At 66.7% G+C, this 24,891-nt stretch carries 20 protein-coding genes and 2 tRNA genes; 13 read left to right on the top strand and 9 right to left on the bottom strand.

What is annotated here, in order from left to right; translation table 11 throughout:
• Positions 1 to 369 precede the first annotated feature (369 nt).
• On the bottom strand, positions 370 to 2,088 hold the full coding sequence (ilvD, locus tag ACETK3_RS01850) for a dihydroxy-acid dehydratase (protein ID WP_236798697.1): 1,719 nt from the start codon (positions 2,086 to 2,088) through the stop codon (positions 370 to 372).
• A 261-nt stretch (positions 2,089 to 2,349) separates the two neighbouring features.
• Here ilvD and ACETK3_RS01845 point away from each other — a divergent pair, with 261 nt between their 5' ends.
• The 3 genes from ACETK3_RS01845 to ACETK3_RS01835 all read left to right on the top strand — a co-directional run bounded on the left by ACETK3_RS01845 (position 2,350) and on the right by ACETK3_RS01835 (position 4,823).
• Positions 2,350 to 3,507 carry a hypothetical protein gene (locus tag ACETK3_RS01845; protein WP_236798698.1) on the top strand — a complete coding sequence of 386 codons (1,158 nt, stop codon included), beginning with the start codon at positions 2,350 to 2,352 and terminating at the stop codon, positions 3,505 to 3,507.
• Positions 3,508 to 3,547: 40 nt separating this feature from the next.
• Positions 3,548 to 4,633, top strand: coding sequence for a PQQ-dependent sugar dehydrogenase (locus tag ACETK3_RS01840; protein WP_373462121.1), 1,086 nt, complete (start codon positions 3,548 to 3,550; stop codon positions 4,631 to 4,633).
• Between the two features lie 114 nt (positions 4,634 to 4,747).
• Positions 4,748 to 4,823: transfer RNA gene (locus ACETK3_RS01835), tRNA-Lys, on the top strand.
• 227 nt (positions 4,824 to 5,050) lie between these two features.
• Here the strand turns inward: ACETK3_RS01835 and ACETK3_RS01830 are convergent.
• Positions 5,051 to 5,509 (bottom strand): MarR family winged helix-turn-helix transcriptional regulator, encoded by a 459-nt coding sequence (locus ACETK3_RS01830; protein ID WP_236802884.1) that lies wholly within the window; start codon positions 5,507 to 5,509, stop codon positions 5,051 to 5,053.
• Between the two features lie 96 nt (positions 5,510 to 5,605).
• Between ACETK3_RS01830 and bcp the strand changes: the two genes are divergently transcribed.
• From bcp to ACETK3_RS01790, 8 genes are all read left to right on the top strand, one after another.
• Complete coding sequence (gene bcp / locus ACETK3_RS01825) at positions 5,606 to 6,079, top strand: thioredoxin-dependent thiol peroxidase (RefSeq protein WP_237428468.1); 474 nt, start codon at positions 5,606 to 5,608, stop codon at positions 6,077 to 6,079.
• 89 nt (positions 6,080 to 6,168) lie between these two features.
• A tRNA-Leu gene (locus ACETK3_RS01820) sits at positions 6,169 to 6,250 on the top strand.
• Between the two features lie 231 nt (positions 6,251 to 6,481).
• Positions 6,482 to 7,186 (top strand): fasciclin domain-containing protein, encoded by a 705-nt coding sequence (locus ACETK3_RS01815; protein ID WP_236798701.1) that lies wholly within the window; start codon positions 6,482 to 6,484, stop codon positions 7,184 to 7,186.
• A 162-nt stretch (positions 7,187 to 7,348) separates the two neighbouring features.
• Complete coding sequence (locus tag ACETK3_RS01810; RefSeq protein WP_237428469.1) at positions 7,349 to 9,016, top strand: ABC transporter substrate-binding protein; 1,668 nt, start codon at positions 7,349 to 7,351, stop codon at positions 9,014 to 9,016.
• A gap of 79 nt (positions 9,017 to 9,095) precedes the next feature.
• Entirely contained in the window at positions 9,096 to 10,598 is a 1,503-nt protein-coding gene (locus ACETK3_RS01805; RefSeq protein WP_236798703.1) for a malate:quinone oxidoreductase, read from the top strand.
• A 69-nt stretch (positions 10,599 to 10,667) separates the two neighbouring features.
• Entirely contained in the window at positions 10,668 to 13,907 is a 3,240-nt protein-coding gene (locus ACETK3_RS01800; protein ID WP_373992406.1) for an efflux RND transporter permease subunit, read from the top strand.
• Between the two features lie 194 nt (positions 13,908 to 14,101).
• On the top strand, positions 14,102 to 15,211 hold the full coding sequence (locus ACETK3_RS01795; RefSeq protein WP_142133480.1) for an LLM class flavin-dependent oxidoreductase: 1,110 nt from the start codon (positions 14,102 to 14,104) through the stop codon (positions 15,209 to 15,211).
• Complete coding sequence (locus ACETK3_RS01790; protein ID WP_237428472.1) at positions 15,211 to 15,684, top strand: MarR family winged helix-turn-helix transcriptional regulator; 474 nt, start codon at positions 15,211 to 15,213, stop codon at positions 15,682 to 15,684. The genes ACETK3_RS01795 and ACETK3_RS01790 overlap by 1 nt, the downstream gene beginning before the upstream one ends.
• On the opposite strand, the gene ACETK3_RS01785 is transcribed toward ACETK3_RS01790, so the two are convergent.
• Both ACETK3_RS01785 and ACETK3_RS01780 read right to left on the bottom strand, forming a co-directional pair.
• A complete protein-coding gene (locus ACETK3_RS01785; RefSeq protein WP_236798707.1) occupies positions 15,681 to 16,487 on the bottom strand; it encodes a transglutaminase family protein in 807 nt (268 codons plus the stop codon). The two genes, ACETK3_RS01790 and ACETK3_RS01785, sit on opposite strands and share 4 nt — an antisense overlap.
• A 71-nt stretch (positions 16,488 to 16,558) precedes the next feature.
• Positions 16,559 to 17,383 carry a hypothetical protein gene (locus ACETK3_RS01780; RefSeq protein ID WP_373992405.1) on the bottom strand — a complete coding sequence of 275 codons (825 nt, stop codon included), beginning with the start codon at positions 17,381 to 17,383 and terminating at the stop codon, positions 16,559 to 16,561.
• Between the two features lie 169 nt (positions 17,384 to 17,552).
• On the opposite strand from ACETK3_RS01780, the gene ACETK3_RS01775 reads away from it, so the two are divergent.
• Both ACETK3_RS01775 and ACETK3_RS01770 read left to right on the top strand, forming a co-directional pair.
• Positions 17,553 to 18,230, top strand: coding sequence for a DUF1684 domain-containing protein (locus tag ACETK3_RS01775; RefSeq protein ID WP_373992404.1), 678 nt, complete (start codon positions 17,553 to 17,555; stop codon positions 18,228 to 18,230).
• Positions 18,231 to 18,316: 86 nt separating this feature from the next.
• Positions 18,317 to 18,805, top strand: a complete 489-nt coding sequence (locus ACETK3_RS01770; RefSeq protein ID WP_236798712.1) for a GtrA family protein — start codon at positions 18,317 to 18,319, stop codon at positions 18,803 to 18,805.
• Positions 18,806 to 18,839: 34 nt separating this feature from the next.
• On the opposite strand, the gene ACETK3_RS01765 is transcribed toward ACETK3_RS01770, so the two are convergent.
• From ACETK3_RS01765 to ACETK3_RS01745, 5 genes are read right to left on the bottom strand one after another with little or no spacing between them, the layout of a single operon-like run.
• A complete protein-coding gene (locus ACETK3_RS01765; protein WP_373992403.1) occupies positions 18,840 to 20,006 on the bottom strand; it encodes a cysteine desulfurase family protein in 1,167 nt (388 codons plus the stop codon).
• Between the two features lie 7 nt (positions 20,007 to 20,013).
• Positions 20,014 to 20,931, bottom strand: a complete 918-nt coding sequence (gene nadC / locus ACETK3_RS01760) for a carboxylating nicotinate-nucleotide diphosphorylase (protein ID WP_373992402.1) — start codon at positions 20,929 to 20,931, stop codon at positions 20,014 to 20,016.
• Positions 20,924 to 22,714 (bottom strand): L-aspartate oxidase, encoded by a 1,791-nt coding sequence (locus ACETK3_RS01755; protein ID WP_373992401.1) that lies wholly within the window; start codon positions 22,712 to 22,714, stop codon positions 20,924 to 20,926. The genes nadC and ACETK3_RS01755 overlap by 8 nt, the downstream gene beginning before the upstream one ends.
• A complete protein-coding gene (gene nadA / locus ACETK3_RS01750) occupies positions 22,714 to 24,018 on the bottom strand; it encodes a quinolinate synthase NadA (protein WP_373992400.1) in 1,305 nt (434 codons plus the stop codon). The genes ACETK3_RS01755 and nadA overlap by 1 nt, the downstream gene beginning before the upstream one ends.
• Entirely contained in the window at positions 24,015 to 24,725 is a 711-nt protein-coding gene (locus tag ACETK3_RS01745; RefSeq protein ID WP_236798721.1) for an NUDIX domain-containing protein, read from the bottom strand. Before ACETK3_RS01745 ends, nadA begins: the two co-directional genes overlap by 4 nt.
• Positions 24,726 to 24,891: the final 166 nt, after the last annotated feature.

The raw sequence follows: 24,891 nt of genomic DNA, 5'->3' as shown, positions 1-24,891 counted from the left end.
TCCTTGTGGATCTTCTCTGGTTTTGGAACTGGTAAAGCGGTGGGAATAAAAAAACCCCTCGGCCTGGCGGCGTTTGAGGGGTTTGCGCGTGACGGTTCGTTACCAGGGGGCTAATGTGCCACGCGCTTGCTAAGGACGACGACGGTGCCGGCGGTAACGAAAGTCATGCGTTCAGTTTTCCCTCTTGGCAAGATGGGTGTCAACGAGAGACAACCCTATCTCACCATGTGGACGTCATTGTCCACGGAATGACCCTACCCCAAACTTCCGGCGCGAGCGCCGTTAGCCCGGGGCCCCTCGGGTCACCCCTTATTAAGCCCTGCCGCCTCAAGCGGGCAAGTTCCCGACGGGCGGCCTGAGGACCTAAAATCAGCCGGTCCAGGCGCCCTGGCTCGCGCTGTGCACCAGCTTGGCGTACTTTGCGAGCACGCCCTTGGTGTACCTGGCAGGCAGCGGCTCCCAGCCCACCTTGCGGGCCTCGAGCTCCGCTTCGTCCACCAGCAGGTCGAAGGTGCGTGCGGCGATGTCCACCCGGATCCTGTCCCCGTCCTTCACGAAGGCGATAGGGCCGCCGTCGACCGCTTCCGGCGCAACGTGCCCGATGCACAGGCCCGTGGTGCCGCCGGAGAACCGACCGTCGGTGAGGAGCAGGACGTCCTTGCCCAGGCCGGCACCCTTGATGGCGCCGGTAATCGCAAGCATTTCGCGCATGCCCGGGCCGCCCTTGGGACCTTCATAACGGATCACCACGACATCACCGGCGTGGATCTGGCCGTTGTCGAGGGCGTCCAGCGCGCCCTGTTCGCGCTCGAAGACCCGGGCTGTTCCTTCGAAGACATCAGCGTCGAATCCGGCGCTCTTGACCACGGCGCCTTCGGGAGCCATGGAACCGTGCAGGATGGTGATGCCGCCCGTCTTGTGGATGGGGTTGTCCAGGGCGCGCAGGATCTTGCCGTCGACGTCCGGCGGGTTGATGGCGGCGAGGTTTTCCGCGACCGTCTTGCCCGTGACGGTGAGGCAGTCGCCGTGCAGCAGGCCGGCGTCGAGCAGTGCCTTCATGATCACCGGCACGCCGCCGATGCGGTCCACGTCGGTCATGACGTACCGTCCGAAGGGCTTGAGGTCGCCCAGGTGCGGAATCCTGTCCCCGACGCGGTTGAAGTCGTCGAGGGTCAGTTCCACCTCGGCTTCGCGGGCGATGGCCAGCAGGTGCAGGACGGCATTGGTGGAGCCGCCGAAGGCCATGGTGACGGCAATGGCGTTCTCAAAGGCTTCCCGCGTCATGATGTCGCGGGCGGTGATGCCCAGACGCAGCAGGTTAACCACCGCTTCGCCGGACTTGCGGGCGAATTCATCACGACGGCGGTCTGCCGAGGGAGGGGCTGCGGAGCCGGGGAGGGACATGCCCAGGGCCTCGCCGATGCACGCCATCGTATTGGCCGTGTACATGCCGCCGCAGGCGCCTTCGCCCGGGCAGATGGCCTTTTCAATGCGGGTCAGGTCCTCCATGCTCATCTTGCCCGCCGCGCAGGCGCCGACGGCTTCGAATGCGTCGATGAGGGTGACTTCCTTTTCGGAACCGTCCTCGAGCTTGACCCAGCCGGGCATGATGGACCCCGCGTAGAGGAAGACGCTGGCAAGGTTTAGCCGGGCCGCAGCCATCAGCATGCCTGGCAGGGACTTGTCACAGCCGGCCAGCAGGACGGAACCGTCGATCCGCTCGGCCTGCATCACGGTCTCGACGGAGTCGGCGATGACTTCGCGCGAGACCAGGGAGAAGTGCATGCCTTCGTGGCCCATGGAGATGCCGTCGGACACGGAAATCGTGCCGAACTGCATGGGAAAGCCACCGCCTGCGTGGACGCCTTCCTTGGCGCCCTGGGCAAGCCGGTTAAGGGAAAGGTTGCAGGGGGTGATCTCATTCCACGAGCTCGCGACACCCACCTGGGGCTTGGCGAAGTCGTCATCACCCATGCCGACGGCCCGGAACATGCCCCGCGCGGGGGCTGCGTGGATTCCGTCAGTTACGACGCGGCTGCGGGGCTTGATGTCAGGCTTGGTATCGGTTGCGAACCGGCTCTCACTCATACGGGAAAGTCTAGGGCTCGGGCAGTGGCGGAAACGACAGCGGCGGCCACATTTTCGCGAAAACGCGGCGGATCGGTGCCCAACTAGTGGACGTTCGTCTCATATTTCGAGACGAAGGTTGTTTCCAGCCCGCCCGCTTGCCCGGCGGCAGCGGCGGCCGGCACGTGTATCACTGCTCCGCGCGGCGTCTCTGGACAGCGGTGGTGACCCGACGTAGCGTCGGGGCAGGACACCCATACACCTTGGACCGAAAGGCCTGCAATGGACATTATTTTCTGGATCATCCTCATCGTCATCGTCGCCGCCATCATTCTGTGGCTGCTGAACCGCAACAGAAAAGCCAACCCGCCCGGCGGACCGTCAGCCGGAGCCGGGACAGGCGGGACCCGGACCGACGGGGCCCTTGGGGGCGGCAGCGCCGCGGCGTCCGCCCAGGCCGCTGGAACCACCGGCATCCCCACTGCAGCGGGATTCGGCCGGCCGGCTGAACCGGCAGCCCCTACAACAGCCCAGGAGCCGGCGGACTCCGCGGCCACGTCCACGCCTGAAACGGCGGCAGGCGCCGCAGGATCCGCGGACCGCGCCACGGCCAGCGAGGGCACTTCGGGCAGCAGCGCCGGGCGGGAAGAACACCGGCGCCAGGACGAGGCCGCTGACCTTGCCGCCGACAAGGCGGAGTGGGAAACCCAGTGGTCCGAGGCCGGGACCGGATCCCGCTCCGGCTCCTCCACCACAAGCGGGACGGCAACGCCGCCCTCCTCCCCAGGTACCACCGGCCCGGAAACGCCCGCACGTCAGGGTGCAGCGGCAGAGGCTCCCGCAGCCCAGCCCTCCCCCGCCACGGCACGCCCCGTGCACCATGACGAATACACGGCGCCCCACGCCCCCACGCTTCCGGGCGCGGAAACGGCAGCTGTGGAAAGCGTGGACGACGGCGGCACACCGGCTGCCGGACCCGCCGGCGGGCAGGCACCCCAGCACCGGGCAGACACCTCCGGCTCAGCAGGCCCACAGGGCGGGGCTGCTGAGCCAACCTCCTCCGGCGCGGCCCCAGGCGGCACCGGCGCGGCGGAAACGCTGGAACGAGCACATTCTTCCGCACTGGTAGAGAACGGGGCCGACCACCACCAGCCCTCCGGCCAGGGGCAGGAATCGACAAGCACCCCAGGGCAGTACACGGCCGTCCCGGAACCTTCCGGACACCTCGCAGCCGACGAGCCCTACGGTGCCGGCTCAGCAGCACCGGGTCCCGACGGGAGCGGCCCCGAGGACTACACGGTCAAGGGTGACGCCTCCGCGATGGTCTACTACGAAGAAGGACACCCCGACTATGAGCAGGCCACGGCGGAAGTCTGGTTTGAATCCGCTGCCCACGCCGAGGCCGCGGGCTTCCGCACTCCCCGGCGCAAGCGGCTCTAGCAGGACAAAGGCCCGTCGCTTTGCGGCGGGCCTTTCCTGGCTGGTCACCTGCCTTGTGGTGGCTGCCTGTACAGGAACCCCGGCGCCGGCACCTGCCACAAGCCCCGCCGGCTCCGGCACTCCGGCGGGAACCGGCGTCGTCCCCATTCCACCTGGTGCGCCCGCTCCTGTGCCCGAAGTCCAAGAGCGCCTTGACGTGCAGCTGGACACACCCTGGGCTGCCGTCTTCCTCCCGGACGGCACAGCCGTCGTCTCCGAGCGCGGTACAGCACTGCTGAAAGCCGTTCGGGACGGGAAGGCCACCACCACCGGGAAGGTTCCTGGCGTGGTGGCCGGCGGCGAAGGCGGCCTCCTGGGCCTGGCGCTCTCCCCGCGGTTTGCCTCGGACCGCTACCTGTACGCATACCTGACCGGCCAGGAGGACAACCGAATTGTCCGGCTTGTCCTCGACAGTGCTCCCGACGGCTCCCTGGTACTTGGCCAACCCCAAACGGTGTTCCCGGGAATACCCAAAGCCAGCACCCACAACGGCGGCAGGATCCGCTTCGGTCCAGACGGGTTCCTCTATGTGGGCACCGGCGACGCCCAGCGCCGCGACCAACCCCAGGACCGCAATGCCCTGGGCGGGAAGATACTTCGGCTCACGCCCGAGGGTGGTCCCGCACCGGGCAATCCGTTCGGCAACGCCGTCTACAGCCTGGGCCACCGCAACGTGCAGGGCCTGGCCTGGGACAGCGCCGGCAGGCTGTGGGCCAGCGAGTTCGGACCGGATGTGGACGACGAACTGAACCTGATCCTGCCGGGTGCCAACTACGGCTGGCCTGAAGTCACCGGCGCACCTCACCGCTCCGGCTTCCAGGACGCAAAGGTCGTATGGCCCTCCACCCGCGAGTCCTCCCCCAGTGGGCTGGAAATCGTTGATGGCGTCGCCTACCTGGGAGCCCTCCGTGGCGAGAGGTTATGGGTGGTGCCGCTGTCGGGGACAGAAGCAGGAGTTCCTGTGGCCTATTTCACAGGGCAGTACGGGCGGATCCGGGACGTAGTCCGCACTCCGGAGGGTGGCTTTTGGTTGCTGACGAACAACGAAAACCCTGATTTCGTGCTGGTTTTGCGGCCTTCGAGGTGACACGGAGACCTCCGGCGGGGCCGATTTCACTTGCACCAAAAGTTCGTGTAGAGTTTCATGTCGTTGCGGAGATCAACGGGAAAGAAAAAGCCCGAAGATGGAAGCAAAGAAGATGCACCTCTAGCTCAATTGGCAGAGCAATTGACTCTTAATCAATGGGTTCCGGGTTCAAGTCCCGGGGGGTGCACCACTGGGAAAACAGCCCCGGTTTGTGGAAACACAAACCGGGGCTGTTTTGTTTTGCCCGCCCCCCTATCGATTGCTGAGTACCTGTCGTTTTCACGCCTCAGAACGACAGGTACGGAGCAATCGATGGTGGGGTGGAAAAGTACGACGGCGGGCGGCTGCGGGGCACAAAAAAGCGCGGCCCGGTCTGTGAGACCAGGCCCGCGCTTAGGCTGCCGAATGCGGCAGCGGCTACTTTGCCATGTTGTCCATCAGGGCTCCGGCGTTGCTGGGGGTGGTGGAGAACTGGCTGGCGAGTTCACGCACAACGGCTTTGAGTTCCTGGCGCAGCAGCTCAGGGTCGATCGACGCCGATGCCAGCACCGAACGCTCCATCTCCACGGCCTGGGCAACCGCTTCCTTGCCCTGCTCGGTCAGCGACACCACATGGCTCCTGCGGTCCGAGGTGCTGCGAACCCTGGCGATGTGGCCGTGGGACTCAAGCCGGCTGAGCGTCTTGCCCATGGTCTGGGCCTGGACGCGGACGTATTGGGCTAGTTGGGCCTGGGTCATGGGTCCCTGCGCGGCAAGGACTTCGATGGCGATAACACCGGCGTGGGTGAGTCCGATGGCGCCAAGTTTTTCGTTCCATGAGTGTTCGACGAGGCGCGCAGCAGTGGACAGAAGGCGCCCTGTGGGCCAGTGATCCATATCAGGCATAGCAGCAAGTATAACCAAGTGCCGATTAGCACTCGCTCCACCTGCTTACTAGGCTGTTGTGTCCCGCCCGCAACAAGGAGAAAAACAATGGCTGAAAGACTCGTTACCGGCGACAATGCACCCGCTTTCACCCTGCAGGATTCAACCGGCAAGGACGTCAGCCTGGCCCCCCGGCCGGGACGCTCCACCATTGTCTACTTCTACCCGGCCGCCTCCACCCCCGGCTGCACCAAGGAGGCCTGCGATTTCCGCGACAGCCTGGCTTCCCTGCAGGCCGCCGGCTTCGATGTCCTGGGTATCTCACCCGACCCCGTTGAAAAGCTCGCAAAGTTTGCTGAGAAAGAGTCCCTGACGTTTCCGCTGCTCTCCGATGCGGACCACGCGGTGGCCGAGGCATACGGCGCCTGGGGCGAAAAGAAGAACTACGGCAAGACCTACGAGGGCCTGATCCGGTCCACCATCGTGGTGGACCCGGAAGGAAAGGTGGCACTGGCCCAGTACAACGTGCGGGCCACGGGCCACGTGGCGAAGCTAAGGCGGGACCTCAACCTGGACGCCTGACCCGGCCCCGGCTGCCCCGGCCACCGCCGGGGCGACGCTACAATGGGATCTGTCATCCGCCGTCGTACTTTTGTCACGACCGATGACGCGCGCGAGTGGTGAAATTGGCAGACACGCAGGATTTAGGTTCCTGTGCCTTCGGGCGTGGGGGTTCAAGTCCCCCCTTGCGCACCCGAGGAATCCCCCGGCCCCGGCCGGGGGATTCCTGCGTTAAGCAGCCGCCGGTTTTGCGCCGGTTCCTGCTTCGATTCGAAAAACTCCAAAGATCCACCCATCCGCCGCTGCCCATCGGCCGAATAGCCATTGAGACACCAGCCAAGGGCAGGTGCTTACCGCAAGGCAGACCGCACGCCGACAGCACGATGTCGGACCGCGGCAGGCAAACGATCAAGGAGAACTGAAATGCAGACCTTTAAGCGCACCACTTTCACCGTCGCAGGCGTTGCAGCGGCCGCTCTGCTCAGCCTCACCGCATGCGGCGGCTCGGGCAGCACCTCAGGATCCTCGGCGTCGTCGGCGCCGATGTCATCCGCCCCCAGCTCCAGCATGGCATCCCCGTCCAGCTCCGCCATGGCGTCCCCCTCCGCCAGCTCCTCGGCCGGCATGATGGACCCGGCAGCCAACCTGGTTGGGCCCGGCTGCGCCGCCTATGCCAAGCAGGTTCCCACCGGTGCAGGCTCGGTGGAGGGCATGGCCCTTGACCCGGTGGCCGTGGCAGCGTCCAACAACCCCATCCTGACCACCCTGACTGCGGCGGTCTCCGGCAAGCTGAACCCGAAGGTCAACCTGGTGGACACCCTCAACGGTGGCGAATTCACCGTCTTCGCTCCGGTGGACGACGCCTTCAAGAAGATCGATCCCGCCACCATCGAGACCCTGAAGACGGACGATGCCCTGCTGAGCAAGATCCTGACCTACCACGTGGTCCCCGGCCAGATCACCCCTGACAAGATCGCCGGCACCCATGCCACGGTCCAGGGTGGTTCAGTGACTGTGACCGGCAGCGGTGACAACCTCAAGGTGGACAACGCCAACGTGATCTGCGGTGGCGTCAAGACCAAGAACGCAACGGTCTACCTGGTCGACTCGGTCCTCATGCCCAAGTAAGCCCCCTTACGGCCCCCCAACACCAGGCCGGGTCCGCTGGCAACAGCGGACCCGGCTTTGGCGCGCCGGGTGTCCTTCCGGGACCGGCTCCGGCTCGTGTCCCCTAGACTGGATCCCGGCCCGCACGCGGCGGAGCCGGCAGCATCCAGAGGTGATAAACGAGTGCCCAGCAGTACTTCGCGGCGTACGGTCATCAAGGCCGGTGCCGTCCTCATGGCGCTGGGCGTGACGTCATGCACAGGCATGCCGTCGCCCTCCCCCACCTCCGGCACCCCCAGCACCAAGGCAGCAGAACCTGCAGCGACCTTCAACTTCGGTACGGCCGCCCAGCCCCTGGGCCTGGACCCGGCGCTGTCCAACGACGTGGAGTCGCAGCGGATCACCCGGCAGATCCTCGAAGGCCTGGTGGGCGTGGACCAGACCACCGGCAAGCCCACCCCGCTGCTGGCCACCGAATGGAATGAGTCCAACGACGGCCGGACCTACACGTTCAAACTCCGCACGGGAGTCACCTTCCAGGACGGCACCCCCTTCAACGCCGACGCCGTCTGCACCAACTTCAACCGCTGGTTCAATTTCCCCGTTGCACTGCGGAAGCAGGCACCGGGCAGTTCCTTCAAGGGCGTGTTCAAGGCACACTCGGACGAGCCCGGCCTCTCCATCTTCAAGAGCTGCACGGCGCCTGCCCCGGACACCGTGCAGATCGACCTCACCCAGCGCTTCACCGCGTTCCTCCAGGCACTGACACTGCCGGCTTTTGCCATCGCATCGCCTGCGGCCCTTGCGTCCGGAAAGGCCGATGTCCTGGACCAGAACCGCGGCGGCCAGGCCATGTCAGCATTCGCCACAACCCCCGTGGGCACGGGCCCCTTCACCCTCGCTGCCTGGGGCAATGACAACGTGACCCTGTCCAGCAACCGGAACTACTGGGGCGACCGCGGGCAGATCGCCACCATCAACTTCCTGGCCTACAACCACCCGCAGACCCGGCTCCAGGCGCTGCTGGATGGCACGATCGACGGCTACGACGCCGTGACCGTCGGCAACTTCGACCAGCTGGTGAAGCGCGGCAAGCAAATTGTCCAGCGCGACCCGTTCTCGGTGATGTATGTGGGCATGAACCAGGACATCCCGGTACTCCAGAACCAGAAGATCCGGCAGGCGGTGGAGCTTGCCATCGACAAGGAAACCCTGATCCGGAAGTTCTTCATCGACAACACCGCCAAGGCCACACAGTTCGTCCCGCCCAAGATCAGCGGCTTCAACAACGAAGCTCCGGCACTGGGCCACGACCCGGTAAGGGCCAAGGACTATCTGAAGGAAGGGGGGTACGCGGGCGAGGAACTGAAGTTCTACTACCCCCTGAACGTCACCCGGCCGTACCTGCCCACCCCCGAGAAGGTCTACGCCGAACTCAGCCGCCAGCTCACCGCCGTAGGCTTCAACATCCGGCCCGTCCCGGTGGACTGGTCCGACGGGTACCTGCAGAAGGTCCAGTCCGCCGGCGACCACGCATTCCACATCCTCGGCTGGAACGGCTCCTACTCGGACGCGGACAACTTCGTGGGCCCGCTTTTCGGGGAGAAAAACGGCGAGTTCGGGTACCAGGATCCACAGGTCTTTTCCAAGATCAACCGCGCCCGTGGACTGCCCGACGGCAAGGAGCGGGATGACCTTTATCACACCATCAATGCCCAGATAGCGGCGACCGTACCGGCCGTTCCCGTCGCCTTCCCCATTTCCGCGCTGGCCCTCTCGGACCGGGTGCAGAGCTACCCGGCATCCCCGGTCTTAAACGAAGTTTTTACCAAGGTCCAGCTGAAGTCTTGACGGGCCGGGCCAATTTCAGTATGCGGCCCGCGCGGGGATATTCTGTGACAGCCAGAGCCGCTGCAATCGGAGACTGATCGTGACCTTCATTTCCAAGACCCCACACGCCGACGTTGTCCTTATAGGCGGCGGCATCATGAGCGCCACGCTGGGGGCATTCCTCAAGCAGCTGGAGCCGGACTGGACCATCTCCCTGTTCGAGCGGCTGGACCAGCCGGGGCTCGAAAGCTCGGATCCCTGGAACAACGCAGGAACGGGCCACGCCGCCCTCTGCGAGCTCAACTACTCCCCCGCAGCCAAGGACGGCTCGGTCAACCCCGCCAAGGCACTGCTCATCAACGAACAGTTCCAGCTCTCCCGCCAGTTCTGGTCCCACCTGGTGGACAACAACCTCATCGGGTCACCCAAGGGCTTCATCAACACGGTCCCGCACATGAGCTTCGTGATCGGCGAGGACCACAGCCGGTTCCTGAAGACCCGCTACGAGGCACTGAAGCCGCACACCCTGTTCCGGAGCATGGAGTTCTCCGAGGACCACGCGCAGATCGCCAAGTGGGCCCCGCTGATCGTCAAGGGGCGCGACCCCCAGCAGCGCATCGCCGCCACCCGCGCTGCCGAGGGTACCGACGTGGACTTCGGTGCGCTGACCCGCGAACTGATCACCTACATGGGGAACAACGGCGTCGAGATCAACTACGGCCACGACGTCACCGGCATCACCCGCGCGTCCGACGGCGGCTGGGACCTGACGCTGAAGCACCCCAAGTCCGGAGAACACGGCAAGATCCACGCCAAGTTCGTCTTCGTCGGCGCCGGCGGCGGTGCCCTGCACCTGCTCCAGGCCTCCGGCATCCCCGAGAGCAAAGGCTACGGTGGATTCCCCGTCTCCGGCCAGTTCTTCCGCTGCACCGATGAGGCCATCGCCGCCCAGCACAGCGCCAAGGTGTACGGCCAGGCATCGGTGGGCGCTCCCCCCATGTCCGTTCCGCACCTGGACACCCGCTATGTCAACGGCAAGCGCTCCCTCCTGTTCGGACCGTACGCGGGCTTCTCCACCAACTTCCTCAAGAACGGCTCCTACCTGGACCTGCCCCTGTCCATCCGCCCGGGCAACATCATCCCGATGCTTGCCGTGGCGAAGGACAACATGGACCTCACCGCGTACCTGGTGAAGGAAGTGGTTAAGAAGCACGACCAGAAGGTCGAAGCGCTTCGCGAGTACTACCCGGAGGCAAAGGGCGGGGATTGGGAACTCATCACCGCCGGCCAGCGTGTACAGATCATCAAGAAAGACCCGCAAAAGGGCGGCATCCTTCAGTTCGGAACCGAAGTGATCGCCGGCCGCGACGGCTCCATCGGCGCGCTCCTGGGCGCTTCGCCCGGAGCCTCGACCGCTGTCCCCATCATGATCGAGCTGCTCCAGAAGACGTTCCCCCGGAACTTCAAGGGCTGGCAGTCCAAGCTCAAGGACATGATGCCCGGCTACGGGGTGAAGCTGGATGAGAATCCGGACCTCGCCGCGGAGCTGGAACGGGCCACGGCCAAGTCCCTCCAGCTGGAGAGCGTTTCCGCCAGCCACTGACCCTGCCGGGGCCAGTGGCTGGCACCCCCAGGGCATGTACCAGTCACTTAGACCCCCAGGAGACCACCCATGTTCCGGCTGGCACACCTTTCCCTGGCGAACCGGGCCCTGATCGCGCTGATCACCGTCTTCGCCTCGGTCTTCGGCGTGATCACGATGTCATCGCTGAAGCAGGAGCTCATCCCCTCCATTGAGTTCCCGCAGATCACGGTGCTCAGCTCCATGCCCGGCGCATCGCCCGAGGTGGTGGACAAGCAGGTCAGCGGCCCGCTCGAGAAGGCGCTGAACGGTGTGGAGGGGCTGGAATCCACCTCCTCCACGTCGCGCACCGGCGTTTCCCAGATCACCATGGTGTTCACCTACGGATCGAACCTGGACCGGGCCCGGAACCAGATCGACCGGGCCATCTCGAACGCAAAGCGGACCCTGCCCAGCGACGTCCAGCCGCAGGCCATCGCCGGCAGCATCAGCGACTTCCCCATCGTCTTCCTGGCCGTCTCCTCGGACAAGCCGCTCAGCGACCTGAACGCGGACCTGCAGCGCCTCAGCGTGCCCCGGCTGCAGAAAATTGACGGTGTCCGCAGCGCCGATGTGACCGGTGGCGCCACCCAGCACATCGAGATCCTCCCCCGGGCTGACGCCATGGCGGCGGCAGGGACAACCCTCACCGCCATCCGGGATGCCCTGTCCAACAACGGCGCGCTGATTCCTGCGGGCACCCTCGAGGACCAGGGCAAGACCCTCTCGCTGCAGATCGGCAGCCCGGTGGATTCCCTGGATGCCATCAAGGCGCTGCCCTTGGCCGGCGCCAAAAATGCCGCGACCATCGGCTCGGTGGCCGACGTCTCGATCAAGGACGACGAACGCACCTCCATCACCCGCACCAACGGGGCAGAGACCCTGGCTGTCTCCGTGACCAAGAAGCCCGAGGGCGACACGGTGGCAATTTCGCACGCGGTGCGTAACTCGCTGAACGAGCTGGAAGCGGAACTGGGCTCCAACGCCAAGTTCACCCCCGTCTTCGACCAGGCACCCTTCATCGAAAAGTCCATCAAGGACCTCACCACCGAAGGCCTGCTGGGTCTCGGGTTCGCCGTCGCCGTCATCCTGCTGTTCCTGATGTCCGCCCGCTCCACGCTGGTCACGGCGGTGTCCATCCCGTTGTCCCTGCTGATCACCTTTATCGGGCTGTCGGGCACAGGCTACTCCCTGAACATCCTGACGCTGGGCGCGCTGACCATCGCGATCGGCCGCGTGGTGGACGACTCGATCGTGGTCATCGAAAATATCAAGCGGCACCTTAGCTACGGTGAGGAAAAGTCGACGGCGATCCTCACCGCCATCCGGGAGGTGGCCGGCGCCATCACGGCGTCCACCCTGACCACGGTGGCGGTCTTCCTGCCCATCGCCTTCGTCGGCGAGCTTGCCGGCGAGCTGTTCCGGCCGTTTGCCCTGACGGTGACCATGGCGCTGCTGGCCTCGCTGCTGGTTTCCCTCACCATCGTTCCGGTGCTCGCCTACTGGTTCCTCAAAAACCCCAAGACCGGCTGGGCGCCCGCAGGTTCCGCGGATGCCCGGCGGATCGCGGAAGAGGCGAAGGCAAAGGCCCACGACGCCGAACAGCGCAGCCGCCTGCAGCGCGGCTACCTTCCCATCCTTCGGTCAACCCAGAAGCACCCGGTCATCACCCTGGTTGCCGCTGTCCTGGTACTCGGTGCCACCGCTGCCATGACCCCGCTGCTGGCCACAAACCTGCTGGGCAGTTCCGGGCAGAACAGCCTGACGGTCCGCCAGGTGCTGCCGGCCGGAACGAGCCTCGGGGACACGAGTGCCGCCGCCATCCGCCTTGAGGAGGTGCTGCGCGGCATCGACGGCATCAAGGACGTCCAGGTGACCTCGGGCAACGCGCAGGCCGGCTTCGCTGCCCTCACCTCCACCGGATCCTCCAACTCCACCTTCACCGTGGTCACGGATGAAAAGGCCGACCAGGAACGGCTCCAGGACACCGTGCGCTCGGAGCTTGCCAAGGTGCCCGACGCCGGCAAGGTTTCCGTAGGCACCCAGCAGGGCGGCTTCGGCACCTCCTCCACCGTGGACATCACCCTGAAGGCTGCCACCAGCGGCGACCTGCGGGCCGCCAGCGACACCATGGTCGCCGCCATGACCGGTGTGCCCGGCACCAGCGAAGTGGCCAGCAACCTTGCCGCCAGCAACCCCGTGGTGCAGGTCAAGGTAGACCGGGCCAAAGCCACGGCCGCCGGCCTGAATGAGGAACAGGTCGCCGGGGTCCTGGCATCCACCATCAGCCCCATCCCGGCCGGGACCGTGCGGATCGACACCAACGACTTCCCCGTCCGGATCGGCCAGGGCACCAAGTTCACCAGCATTGACGCGGTCCGGAACATCCCGTTGCCTGCCGCCGGCCGTCCGGTGACGCTGGGCAGCATCGCCACCGTGGAGCAGGTGGACGTCCCCGTCTCCATCACCGCCAGCAACGGTGAGCGCACCGCCAAGGTGTCCATCACGCCGTCGGGCTCCAACCTGGGCGCGGTGAACGGCGAAGTCCAGAAGCGCCTGGCCGATGTCCAGCTGCCGCCGGGGGTCACCGCCACGATCGGAGGCGCCACCACCCAGCAGGCCGAATCCTTCCGGCAGCTGGGCCTGGCCCTGCTGGCCGCCATCGCCATTGTGTACGTGATCATGGTGGCCACCTTCAAGTCCCTCATCCAGCCGCTGATCCTGCTGGTCTCGGTTCCGTTCGCGGCCACCGGTGCCGTGGCCCTGCTCCTGCTCACCGGAGTGCCCCTGGGACTGCCGTCGCTGATCGGCATGCTGATGCTGGTGGGCATCGTGGTCACCAACGCGATCGTGCTGATCGACCTGATCAACCAGTACCGGCAGCCGCGCGACGGCCGGCCCGGCATGAACGTGGAGGATGCCATCACCAACGGAGCAAGGCAACGCCTGCGGCCCATCCTGATGACGGCGCTGGCCACCGTGTTCGCCCTGACCCCCATGGCCTTGGGCCTCACCGGCGGTGGCGGCTTCATCTCGCAGCCGCTGGCGGTGGTGGTCATCGGCGGCCTGGTGTCCTCCACCGCCCTGACCCTGATCCTGGTCCCCGTGCTGTACCGCCTGGTGGAGGGGCGGCGGGAGAAGAAGGCACTGCTGAAGGACCTGCAGGCCCGTCCGGAGGCCAGCGTGAAGACGGGCCCGGGTTCCGACGTCGACGCGGAGTTCCGGGACTGGACCACCGGCCAGGTTCCCAAGGTCAGCGGCCGCCGCGCGGCCCCCGGCGGCGCCGAATAGGGCCCGTCCCGCCAAAGCATGCCCGTACCGCCCTGCGGTGCGGGCATCGCTCTTTAACAAAGGATCCGATGCTGGACTTGGGCCGGGAATAATCACCGCGGCCTGACGTTACAGAAGGCGATAGATGCAAATGCATCTAAATTGGTCTAGAGTGGAACCAAGCCCAGCAAGTCCAGGAACGGAAAGGCATTGTCATGCAGATCGGTGTTTTCAGCGTCAGCGACATCACCACGGACCCCACCACGGGCCGCACCCCCACCGAGCACGAACGCATCAAGGCCTCGGTGGCCATCGCCAAAAAGGTCGAGGAAATAGGCATGGATGTCTACGCCCTGGGCGAGCACCATAACCGGCCCTTCTTCTCCTCCTCCCCCACCACCACCCTGGCGTATATCGCAGCACAGACCGAGCGGATCATCCTCTCCACGGCCACCACGCTGATCACCACGAACGACCCCGTGAAGATCGCCGAGGACTTCGCCATGCTCCAGCACCTCGCGGACGGGCGCGTGGACCTGGTCCTGGGCCGCGGCAACACCGCCCCCGTGTACCCCTGGTTCGGCAAGAACATCCAGGACGGCGTGGAGCTGGCCATCGAAAACTACAGCCTCCTGCGCAAGCTCTGGGATGAGGACACCGTCAACTGGTCCGGCAAGTTCCGCACCCCGCTGCAGAACTTCACCTCCACGCCCCGGCCGCTGGACGGCGTGGCGCCCTTCGTATGGCACGGTTCCATCCGTACCCCGCAGATCGCCGAGGTTGCGGCCTACTTTGGTGACGGTTTCTTCGCCAACAACATCTTCTGGCCCAAGGAGCACTACCAGCAGCTGATCGGCCTGTACCGCGAGCGGTACGAACACTACGGCCACGGCAAGGCGGACCAGGCGATTGTGGGCCTCGGGGGCCAGTTCTTTATGCGGAAGAACTCCCAGGACGCCGTGAAGGAATTCCGGCCGTACTTCGACAACGCCCCCGTCTACGGCCACGGGCCGTCCCTGGAGGACTTCACCTCGCAGACCCCGCTGACCGTGGGCAGCCCCCAGGAGGTCATCGAAAAGACCCTGACGTTCCGCGAGTACTTCGGTGACTACCAGCGCCAGCTGTTCCTGATCGACCATGCCGGCCTGCCCCTGAAGACCGTACTGGAACAGCTGGACCTGTTCGGCGAGGAAGTCCTGCCCGTCCTGCGCAAGGAGTACGCGGCCCTCAAGCCCGCACACGTCCCGGAGCCGCCCACCCACGCCGGCCGCGTGGCGGCCCTGCTGGCATCGCAGGATGCCGCAGAAGCCACCTCGGAGGCGTAATGGCCGCGGGAGGATCGGAATCGCCGGTGCGGCTTGCGGCCGAAGCCTGGGAATCACTGTTCCGGGCCCAGGTTGCCGTGATGCGGAAGCTGCAGTCCGCGCCGGCATTCCGGAAGGTGGCACTCAATGAGTACGACGTCCTGTTCACGCTCTCCCGCTGCCCGTCCGGCTGGCTGCGGCTCAACGAGCTCAACGACAACGTCCTGTTGAGCCAGTCCAGCCTGAGCAGGCTGGTGGAGCGGCTCGAAAAGCGGGGGCTGGTAGCCAGGATGCCCGCGCCGGAGGACGGCCGGGGCGTACTGCTGAAGCTGACCGACGAAGGGCGGGAGCTGCAGAAGGAGATCGGCCGCGAGCACGTGCGGGACATCTCGGCGCTGGTGGGTCCCGCCCTGACGGCCGCCGAGCAAAAGGAACTGATGCGGCTTACGGACAAACTGCGGAACTCGCTGGGGCCCCTGCCGCGGAAGCGCTAGCCGAGCTGGACCAGCCGGGCGGGATCCTCGGCCGGCAGGTCACCGTTGACCACCGCGGTGACGCGCAGCTGGTTCAGCACCAGGCTGCCGCCCACCGTGGACAGGAAGGCCGTGTCCGACGAGTCGCGGCCGGCAGTGATGCGCAGCATCGACTCCCGCGGGGCCAGCCCCGTGGGGTCGATGATGTGCCAGGCGCCCTCCACATAGGCTTCCGCCACGGCATGGAAATCCATGGGATTCAGGCCGGGGGCGTAGACGGCCGCCAGGCGGGCGGGGATGTCCTTGGAACGGAGCAGCGCGATGGCGAGGTGGGCGAAGTCCCGGCAGACACCACGCCTGCTGAGCAGGGTTTCCACCGCACCGTCGGTGCCGCGGGAGGAGCCGCTGATGTACCGCAGTTCACCGTTGACCCAGTTGCGGACGGCGTGGACCAGGTCCGCGCCCTGAACGCCCTCGAACTCGGCGTACGACGTGGGCAGGAGCCGGTCCGATTCGGCGTAGCGGCTTGGCCGCACGTACCGGATCCGGTCTGCCAGGCTGGCCTCTTCCGGCACGCCCCGCCCGGTCACCGTGGCGGAGTATTCCACGGTGACATCGGTGGGCTCGGCGAACTCCATGTAGTGAAACCGGCCGCCGTGGTGGTCCGAAACATCCGTGAGCGGAACGTCCGCTCCGCCTGCAGTCACGGACAGTGATTCCTCGAATGACGAGTAGCCGCTGTTCCTCGCTACGGCGATGGCCATGGCCACCTTGGTGTTGGCGATGGTCCTGAAAACCAGGCGTGCGGAAACAGAGCGTTCCATGTCTCTCCAGGGGTGTTGGGGGCGGACGGAAAGTCGCCTGCCCCGGCACCTGGTAAGTGCGGGCAGCGGGACTAGTTCTTGACCTTCAGCGACATTAGCATCCGCTGCACGTTGGCGAAGTCACTGCTCTCGTTGACGTACTGTGCGGCCTGGCCCAGGGTGTCGAAGGCCTTGGCCGGAGCCACCTTCTCGTCCGGAGCGAAGGCCCTAAGCGCCACCAGGTCGCCGAAGGAGTAGTCTCCCTTGCCTGCGGGGCCGCGCACCACATTCCGCAGCTCGCAGGCCTTCCCGTCCGCTCCGCCCACCAGGTTGGTGATGCCATAGGAACCGAAGTAGCGGTAGCCCTGGATCACCCGGTAGACCATCCGCGGCGGGATGGTTCCCTCCCCGCCCTGCGCGGCGAACTCGAAGGGTACGCTGCTGATCACCGTATACGAGTGCTTTGCGCTGTCCGGGCAGTCACCGGACGACGGCGGGAGTCCCGTCCTGAGCGCGGCAACGAATGATCCGTCGGGCTTCTTCACGTCAACCTTCAGGCCGCCGGGAAGGACGCCCTCCTCCGGTGCTACGGACTGGGCGATCCAGTCCGCCGGCAGGTCGAAGCTGACCGTCTTGGCGGAATCGGAGAACGTCTTCCAGGCAGCGGCGGTGGCAGCGCCCTGCGGCCCGGCAGGCGTTGTGGAGGTGGACGCGGGGCTGCTGCCGCTGTCTCCTGGTGCCGCTTCCTGCGTTGGGCTGCCCGGCGTCGCCGCCCCGTTCGCAGCCGCTCCCGATGATGCCGGCTGCGCTGTCCAGCCAGGACTTCCGGCCGGTGTCCCGGAGCAGGCCGCCAGCAGGATTGCGGCGGCAACAAGTGATGCGCCGGAAAGAAGGGTGGACGCTGCCTTGCCTGTCATGGAAGCCAGCCTAGCGGCGCTCCGTCCGCTTCCCTGCGCATACGCGGGGGTGTTTTTCGCATTGCTGGCGCCCCTCCGCCAACCACCTGGGCAGCCCCAAGCCCTGGCACCTGCCCGGCGTGCCGCCGTCGGACATTTACCACCCCGGGCTGGGACTAGGCTGGAAGCTATGGCGGAAGAGCAGAACGGCGCAGCTGAAGACAATCCCGCGGACACCTCCGCCCTGAACATGTCCGCCGTGGACGTCGCCGACTGGCGCCTGCGGACCTTTGCGCTGTACGACGCCGTCCGCCGGATCTCCGCGGAGAGCCCGTCCGAGGCGCACTCATACTGGCGCCACCAACGGGACCTGATGTTCGCCACGCACCCCGCATCCGCGCTGACCGCCGCGGACAAGGCGCACTTCTCCGGCCTGAAGACTGCCGACTACGATCCCATCTACCGATTCCACGTCCCGTTGACCAAGGAAGGCACCGGCCGGGAATTGAGCGTAGACACGGGGACCGACGGCGTGGTCCACCTTGTCCGTCTGGGCACCTTCGATCTTCCGGAAATGGGCCAGCTGGGGGTATGGAAGATCCACGGCTACGGCGGCGGCATCTTCGTCCCGTTCCGGGATGCCACGGCCGGGCAGCCGGGTGGAAGTTACGGGGCCGGCCGCTACCTGCTGGACACCATCAAGGGTGCCTTCCACGGTGTCAACGGCAGCGGTCCCGACGCCACCTTCGTCCTGGACTTCAATTTCGCCTACAACCCATCCTGCGCCTACAACGAGGCATGGGCCTGTCCCCTGCCCGGACCGTCCAACCGGCTGGCAGTGGACATCCCCGTGGGCGAGCTGTACTGACCTGTGGCGGGTCTTTCCCTGCGCCCTGCGCGCCATCCGTCCGCGTTCAAGGCCTGCTGCACTGACCATGCTGCGGGTGCGGCCGCGTGAGGGAGGAAACGTCAGCACCCCCAGGACCGGAGACCACCACCCGGCGCCTTCCCGCCACCAGGCACTACCGGGGGATCCTGCGCTTTCCGGTCGTCCGCCAGCTGATCCGGTTCTCCGGTGTAGGCGTCATCTGCACGGCCGCATCCCTGGGGATCTACGCGCTGCTGCGGCCCTGGCTTGGCGCCCAGCTGGCCAACGCGGTGGCGCTGATCCTCACATCCCTGCTGAACACGGCACTGAACCGGCGGCTGACCTTCAAGATCGCGGGCCAGCAACGCCGCACGCGGGACCACCTCAACGGCCTGGTGGTGATCGGCGTGGCCCTGGTAATCACCGGCAGCAGCCTGGGCGTACTGCACTGGTTCAACCCGGCCGCCACGGTAGGGGACGAACTCGTGGCCACCACGCTGTCCGGGTTCCTGGCCACGGCGGTGCGGTTCAGCATGCTGCGGCACTGGATCTTCCGCCGGGCACGGCACCGCTGATTGCACGGCACCGCTAACCCGGAGGCCGGGACGGTCAGGAGCGCTGGCCCGTGCCCAGGGTCTTGACGCTGCCGACTGCCGCCTGGACGGCAACCGCTGCAGCGTCCAGGTCCTCCTGCGTCACTGAAGCATCGAAACTGAATCGGACAGCGGTCTGGGCCACCTCGGCGGAAATCCCCATGGCGGTGAGTACGGGCGACGGCGCATCGGACCCGGCAGCGCAGGCCGAGCCGCTGGAGCAGACCACGCCGCGCCGTTCCAGTTCCAGGAGAACCGACTCACCGCTGGTTCCGGGAAAGCAGAACGAGGCCACCGACGGGAGGCGTTCCGAGGGGTGGCCGGTGAGGACGGCGTCGGGCACTCCTGCCAGCACGGCGCCGATGAACCCGTCACGCAGTGCTTCCACCCGTGCCTGCTGCTCCGCTTGGCGGTCCTGGGCAAGAGTGAGGGCAGTAGCCAGCCCCACCGCCCCTGCCACATTTGCGGTGCCGGAACGGCGGCCCCGCTCCTGGCCGCCGCCGTGGATGACCGGTTCCAGCCGGGTGCGGCTTCGGACGAACAGTGCGCCGCAGCCTTTCGGTGCGCCGAGTTTGTGCCCGGAGATGCTCATGGCGTCCACGCCCAGGAATCTGGTGTCCAGCGGCAGCCAGCCGGCGGCCTGGACGGCGTCGGTATGGAACGGGATGCCCCGGACATGGGCGAGTTCCTTTAGCGCGGGGATGGGCTGGACGGTTCCCACCTCGTTGTTGGCGTACATGATGCTCACCAAGGCGGTTTCCGGACGCAACACGGCTGCCAAGGCCTCCGGCGTGACCCAGCCGGCGGCGTCCACCGGCACCACGTCCACGGTAAAGCCGTGGAAGCGTTCCAGGTACCGCGCGGATTCCTCCACGGCAGGATGCTCGACGGCGCTGATCACCACCCGGTCCAGCTGCGGGTTTTTCGCCTGCCGGGCCAGGGCGATTCCCTTGACGGCCAGGTTGTCCGCCTCGGTACCGCCGGAGGTAAACACCACCTCGCCCTGCCGGCAGCCAAGGACCCCCGCCACGGTTGACCGCGCCCCCGCAAGCGCCGCGGCGGCCGACTCACCGAGGGTGTGGTGGCTGGACGGGTTCCCGAACCCGCCGGTGAGGTGGGGCCACATGGCGTCCAGCACTTCCCGGCGGACGGGGGTGGTGGCGGCGGCGTCAAGGAAAATCACGGCAGCCTCACCCAGCGGTCAATTCAACGTCAAGGCCCAGATCGAGGGCGGCCACAGTGTGGGTGAGCGCGCCCACGGAGATGACATCCACGCCTGCCGCGGCAATGGCGGCAACCGTGTTCAGGTTGACGTTGCCGCTGGCTTCCACGCGGGCACGTCCGGCCACGAGCGCAACGCCGTCCTTCAGCTCCGGCACCGAAAAGTTGTCCAGCATGATGGTGTCCACTCCCGCGGCCAGCACGGGTTCGATCTGGTCCATGCGGTCCACTTCCACCTCAAAGTGCGTGGTGTGGCCCAGCTGCGCCTTGGCCGCCAGCAGAAGCTCCGTGAGCTTTGCAGGGTCTCCCCCGGTCATCACAGCGAGGTGGTTGTCCTTGGCCAGGACGGCGTCGGAGAGGCTGTAGCGGTGGTTTGCTCCGCCGCCGCACCTGACCGCGAAGCGTTCCAGGATGCGCAGGCCGGGGGTAGTTTTCCGGGTGTCGGTGATGCGGGCCCTTGTGCCCTCGGTGAGCCGCACGAATTCTGCAGTCTTCGTGGCGATGGCGGACATCCGCTGGACCAGGTTCAGCGCCACCCGTTCTGCCATCAGCACCGAGCGCGCGGCGCCGCTGACCCGCGCGAGATGCGTGCCGGCGTCGAACCTTTCTCCGTCCGCCACCAGGAGCTCCACCCGGGTGTCGGGGTCCACCAGCTGCATGGCGTCGCGGAACACGGTGGCGCCACTAAGGACACCGGGGACGCGGGCGTTGAGGACGGCGATGGCACGGGCATGCGTCGGTATGAGCAACTGCGAGGTGATGTCGCCGCCTGGCGCATCCTCGGCGAAGGCCCGTTCGAGGATCTCCCGGACGGGGGCCGAGGGGAGCGTGAGGTCCAGTGCCGGACGCGCGGCGGGAGCGAGGTCGATCACGGCGGATTCAGTCATGGAGCAGGCTCGCTTTCAGGCGCGGTGGGTAGGAAGGTTCTGTCTGGTCGGGGCCGTCATCGCGGTAGTGCGCCCCCAGGGATTCACGGCGGTTGAGGGCAGCGGCCACAAGCAGCCGCGCAGCCAGCAAAAGGTTTCGGTCCTCAAGAACCCCAGGGTCAACAGGGGAGGGGTCAGCAGAGGAGAGCGGACGGACGACGCCAGCCCACCGGTCAAGCGTGCGGCCGGCCTCAGCCAACAATTCCCCGGAGCGCAGCACCCCGGCGTGCGAGGTCATAAGGCGCCGAAGTGCATCGCGCGAGAACGGCTCCCCGGACTCCTCTCCCCCACCGGAGCTGAACAGCCGACTCCCGGCTGACGCACCTGAGCGGTCCGCCGCGCCTTCTAACACAGCCGGGACGGTGACGTAGGCACTTGCGTTTCGCGGCAGGGGTGCGGAAGCGTGCGTCAAGGGGAGGCCGCCCGCGGCCGAGCCAGCACGCGGAGCATCGCTGACGCGGCGCGCATCCCAGCCCCGGTCACCACAGAGGAAGTCTTCTACAGCGCGGCGGCCGAAGACGAGTCCCTCAAGGAGGGAGTTGCTGGCCAGCCGGTTTGCCCCTTGCACGCCCGTGCAGGCAACTTCCCCGGCGGCGTAGAGGCCGGGAACGGTGGTGCGGGCGGAGAGGTCGGTGCGTACCCCGCCCATCCAGTAGTGGGCGGCGGGGGCGACGGGGACCAGTTCGCGGGTCCAGTCGATGCCGGCGTTGAGGGTCTTGCGGGTGAGGGTGGGGAACCGCTGCTGCAGGAAGCCTTCCCCCCTGGCCTGCTCGATGACGCGGGCGTCGAGGTAGACGTGGCCTGTGGGGTCGCCGAGCTTGGCCAGGTGGAGGGCGATGCTGCGGGAGACGACATCGCGGGGCGCCAGCTCGGCATCGGGGTGGTAGGCCTGCATGAAGCGGCGGCCGCCGGAGTCACGCAGGATGGCGCCTTCGCCGCGCACCGCTTCGGAGATGAGCAGCGGGCCGTCCAACCGGTCAGGGAGGGCGGTGGCGGAGCTGACCAGGCAGGTGGGGTGGAACTGGAAGAATTCCAGGTCTGCGGTGGCTGCCCCGGCGCGGACGGCGAGCGCCAGTCCGTCGGCGGTGGCCACGGCGGGGTTGGTGGTTTGGGCGAACAGCTGGCCCGCTCCCCCGGTGGCGAGCAGGACGGCGTCCGCGTCCAGCCTGCTGGTCCGGCCGTCCTTCAGGTACTCCAGTCCGGTCACCCTTCCGCGGTGGGTGACGAGGGAGGTGGCGCGGGCATGCGCGAGGAGGGTGAGCTTTCCTTCGTCCCGCCGGGACAGCACTGCCTGGATCAGCGCGCCGGCGACCCGCGCACCCGTGGCGTCTCCCCCTGCATGCAGGATGCGCGGGGCACTGTGGGCCGCTTCGAGCCCAAGGGCCGGGCCGCCGTCGTACGTTGCTTCAGCCTGCGTTGCCCCCGCCTGCCCTGCATCGAAGGCGACCCCGTAGCGCTGGACGCCCTCGATATCGCGGCGTGCTTCCGTGCACATCAGCCGGACGGCGGCTTCGTTGCAGTGCCCGGCACCGGCACGGAGCGTGTCCGCGATGTGCGCAGCCACGGTGTCCCCGGGCGCGGGCGTGGCCAGTACAGCGGAAATGCCTCCCTGCGCGTACCAGGTGTTGCTCTGGTCCAGCGCGCCTTTGGTCAGGAGCACCACGTCAGCGCCGGCATCGGCGGCGAGGAGCGCTGCGTACAGGCCGGCGATGCCGCTTCCGATGACAGCGAGGCGGCTTGCCATCAGGGCCTCGCCGCGAGCATGCGTTCGAGCGCAATCCTGGCGTTGGCCTGTACCTCGTCGTCAACTGTGATGCGGTTGACCACGCGGCCGGCCACCAGTTCCTCCAGCACCCAGGCCAGGTAGCCGGGGTGGATGCGGTACATGGTGGAGCATGGGCAGATCACCGGGTCCAGGCAGAAAATGGTGTGCTGCGGGTACTCGGCGGCAAGCCGGTTCACCATGTTGATCTCGGTGCCGATGGCGAACGTGGTGGGCTCAGTGGCGGCGGCGATGGCCTTCTTGATGAAGTCCGTGGAACCCGAGGAATCCGCTGCGTCCACCACCTCCATGGGGCACTCGGGGTGGACGATGACCTGGACGCCGGGGAACTCCGCCCGGGCCTTCTGGATCTGCGCCACGCTGAAGCGCTTGTGCACGGAGCAGAACCCGTGCCAGAGGATCACCCGGGAGTCCAACAGCGCCTGTTCGTCGTTGCCGCCCAGGTCCTTGCGCGGGTTCCACATGGGCATCTGCTCCAGCGGCACACCCATGGCCTTGGCGGTATTGCGTCCAAGGTGCTGGTCCGGGAAGAACAGCACGCGCTGGGCCCGCTGGAAGGCCCACTCCAGCACCGTTTTCGCGTTGGAGGAGGTACAGACAATGCCGCCGTGTTCGCCGCAGAACGCCTTGAGGGCTGCGGAGGAATTCATGTAGGTGACGGGGATGACCGGAACCCGGCCTTCGGCGTCGGGCTCTGTCCCGAAGATGTCTTCGAGCTGCTCCCAGCATTCCTCCACCGAGTCCGCGTCCGCCATGTCGGCCATGGAACAGCCGGCGGCGAGGTTGGGCAGGATCACGGCCTGCTCCGGTGTGGAGAGAATGTCTGCCGTTTCAGCCATGAAGTGGACGCCGCAGAAGATGATCGCCTCCGCGTCCGGGCGGGTGAGCGCGGCGTTGGCCAGCTGGAAGGAGTCGCCCACGAAGTCCGCGTACTGGATGACTTCATCCCGCTGGTAGAAGTGGCCCAGGATCACCGCCCGGTCTCCCAGGGCGGCCTTGGCAGCTTTGATGCGCTCCCCGAGCTCGGCGTCGCTGGCCAGCTTGTACTCTTCCGGCAGCTGGCCCTGGCGCGGTGTGGTGGCCGGTGCCGGGTCGGCGCTGGATGCACCCGGGCCATAGGCCGGGACCCCTGCGAGCGCCTCGGCCAGGTCGTAATCCCACGGGCCCTTGGCCAGCGCCGGGCTGCAGGTGCTGCGTTCAGCGGCTGCGCCTTTTTCGGCCTGTTCGCGCGTGATCAGCTGGATTGCCGTGTTGACGCTGCTCATGGTGTGCTCCTGTTGTCTGGGTCAAGGCCTGGCCGGCCGGTAAAGCGGTAGAGGCGTGGCGGGCGGTGCTTGCCGCCCTGGAGGTATTCCCCGGTTTCTTCGATTTCCGGGGTGGCTTTGAGTTGCCGCCGGAAGTTGGCGGGATCCAGTTGGCGGTCGAGGACGGCTTCGTAGACTTCGCGGACCTGGGCCAGTGTGAAGTATTCCCCCAGCAGGTGGTACGCCACCGAGCCGTACGCCAGCTTGTTGCGCAGGCGCCAGAGCGCGTAGTCCACGATGGCGTTGTGGTCGAAGGCCAGCTCGCCCAGGCGGTCCGCGCGGAACCACTTCACGTTTTCGGACTCGTCCGCGAGCGCTGCTTCCGTGGGCTGGACCAGGGCCCAGTAGACGATGGAGACCACGCGCTGGGTGGGTGAACGGTGGAGGCCGCCGAAGGCGTACAGCTGCTCAAGGTAGCTCGGTGCAAGCCCAGTGGTTTCCCGCAGGTTCCTGGCGGCGGCGTCCTGGAGTGACTCGTCGTGGCTGAGCGGGCCTCCCGGGAGGGCCCACAACCCCTTGAACGGTTCCCGGATGCGGCGCACCAGGGGAAGCCACAGGGTGGGACGGCCGGAGGTGGCGCTGGGCCGGAGGGCGAAGATCACCGTGGAGATGGCCAACGACGGCGGCGCGGCCTGCCGCTCGGAAACATTAGCCGAGCTGTAGTACACCCGTCCCACCGCCTTCCGTCATCCTCGACTGCCCGCTTTGGGGGTGGGCATCGCTAGTTATGGTCATCTTGACCAAAACTAATTCTACGGCCGGGCGTCCCGAAAGGGAAATGTTTCTGCCCGCACATTTCCAGGCCACCCCGGGCATAGAGCCTTCACATCAGGT

This window comes from Arthrobacter sp. E44 (assembly GCF_041877125.1).
In the GTDB taxonomy this organism is placed as follows: domain Bacteria; phylum Actinomycetota; class Actinomycetes; order Actinomycetales; family Micrococcaceae; genus Arthrobacter.
This window is presented reverse-complemented; position numbering and strand designations above follow the sequence as displayed.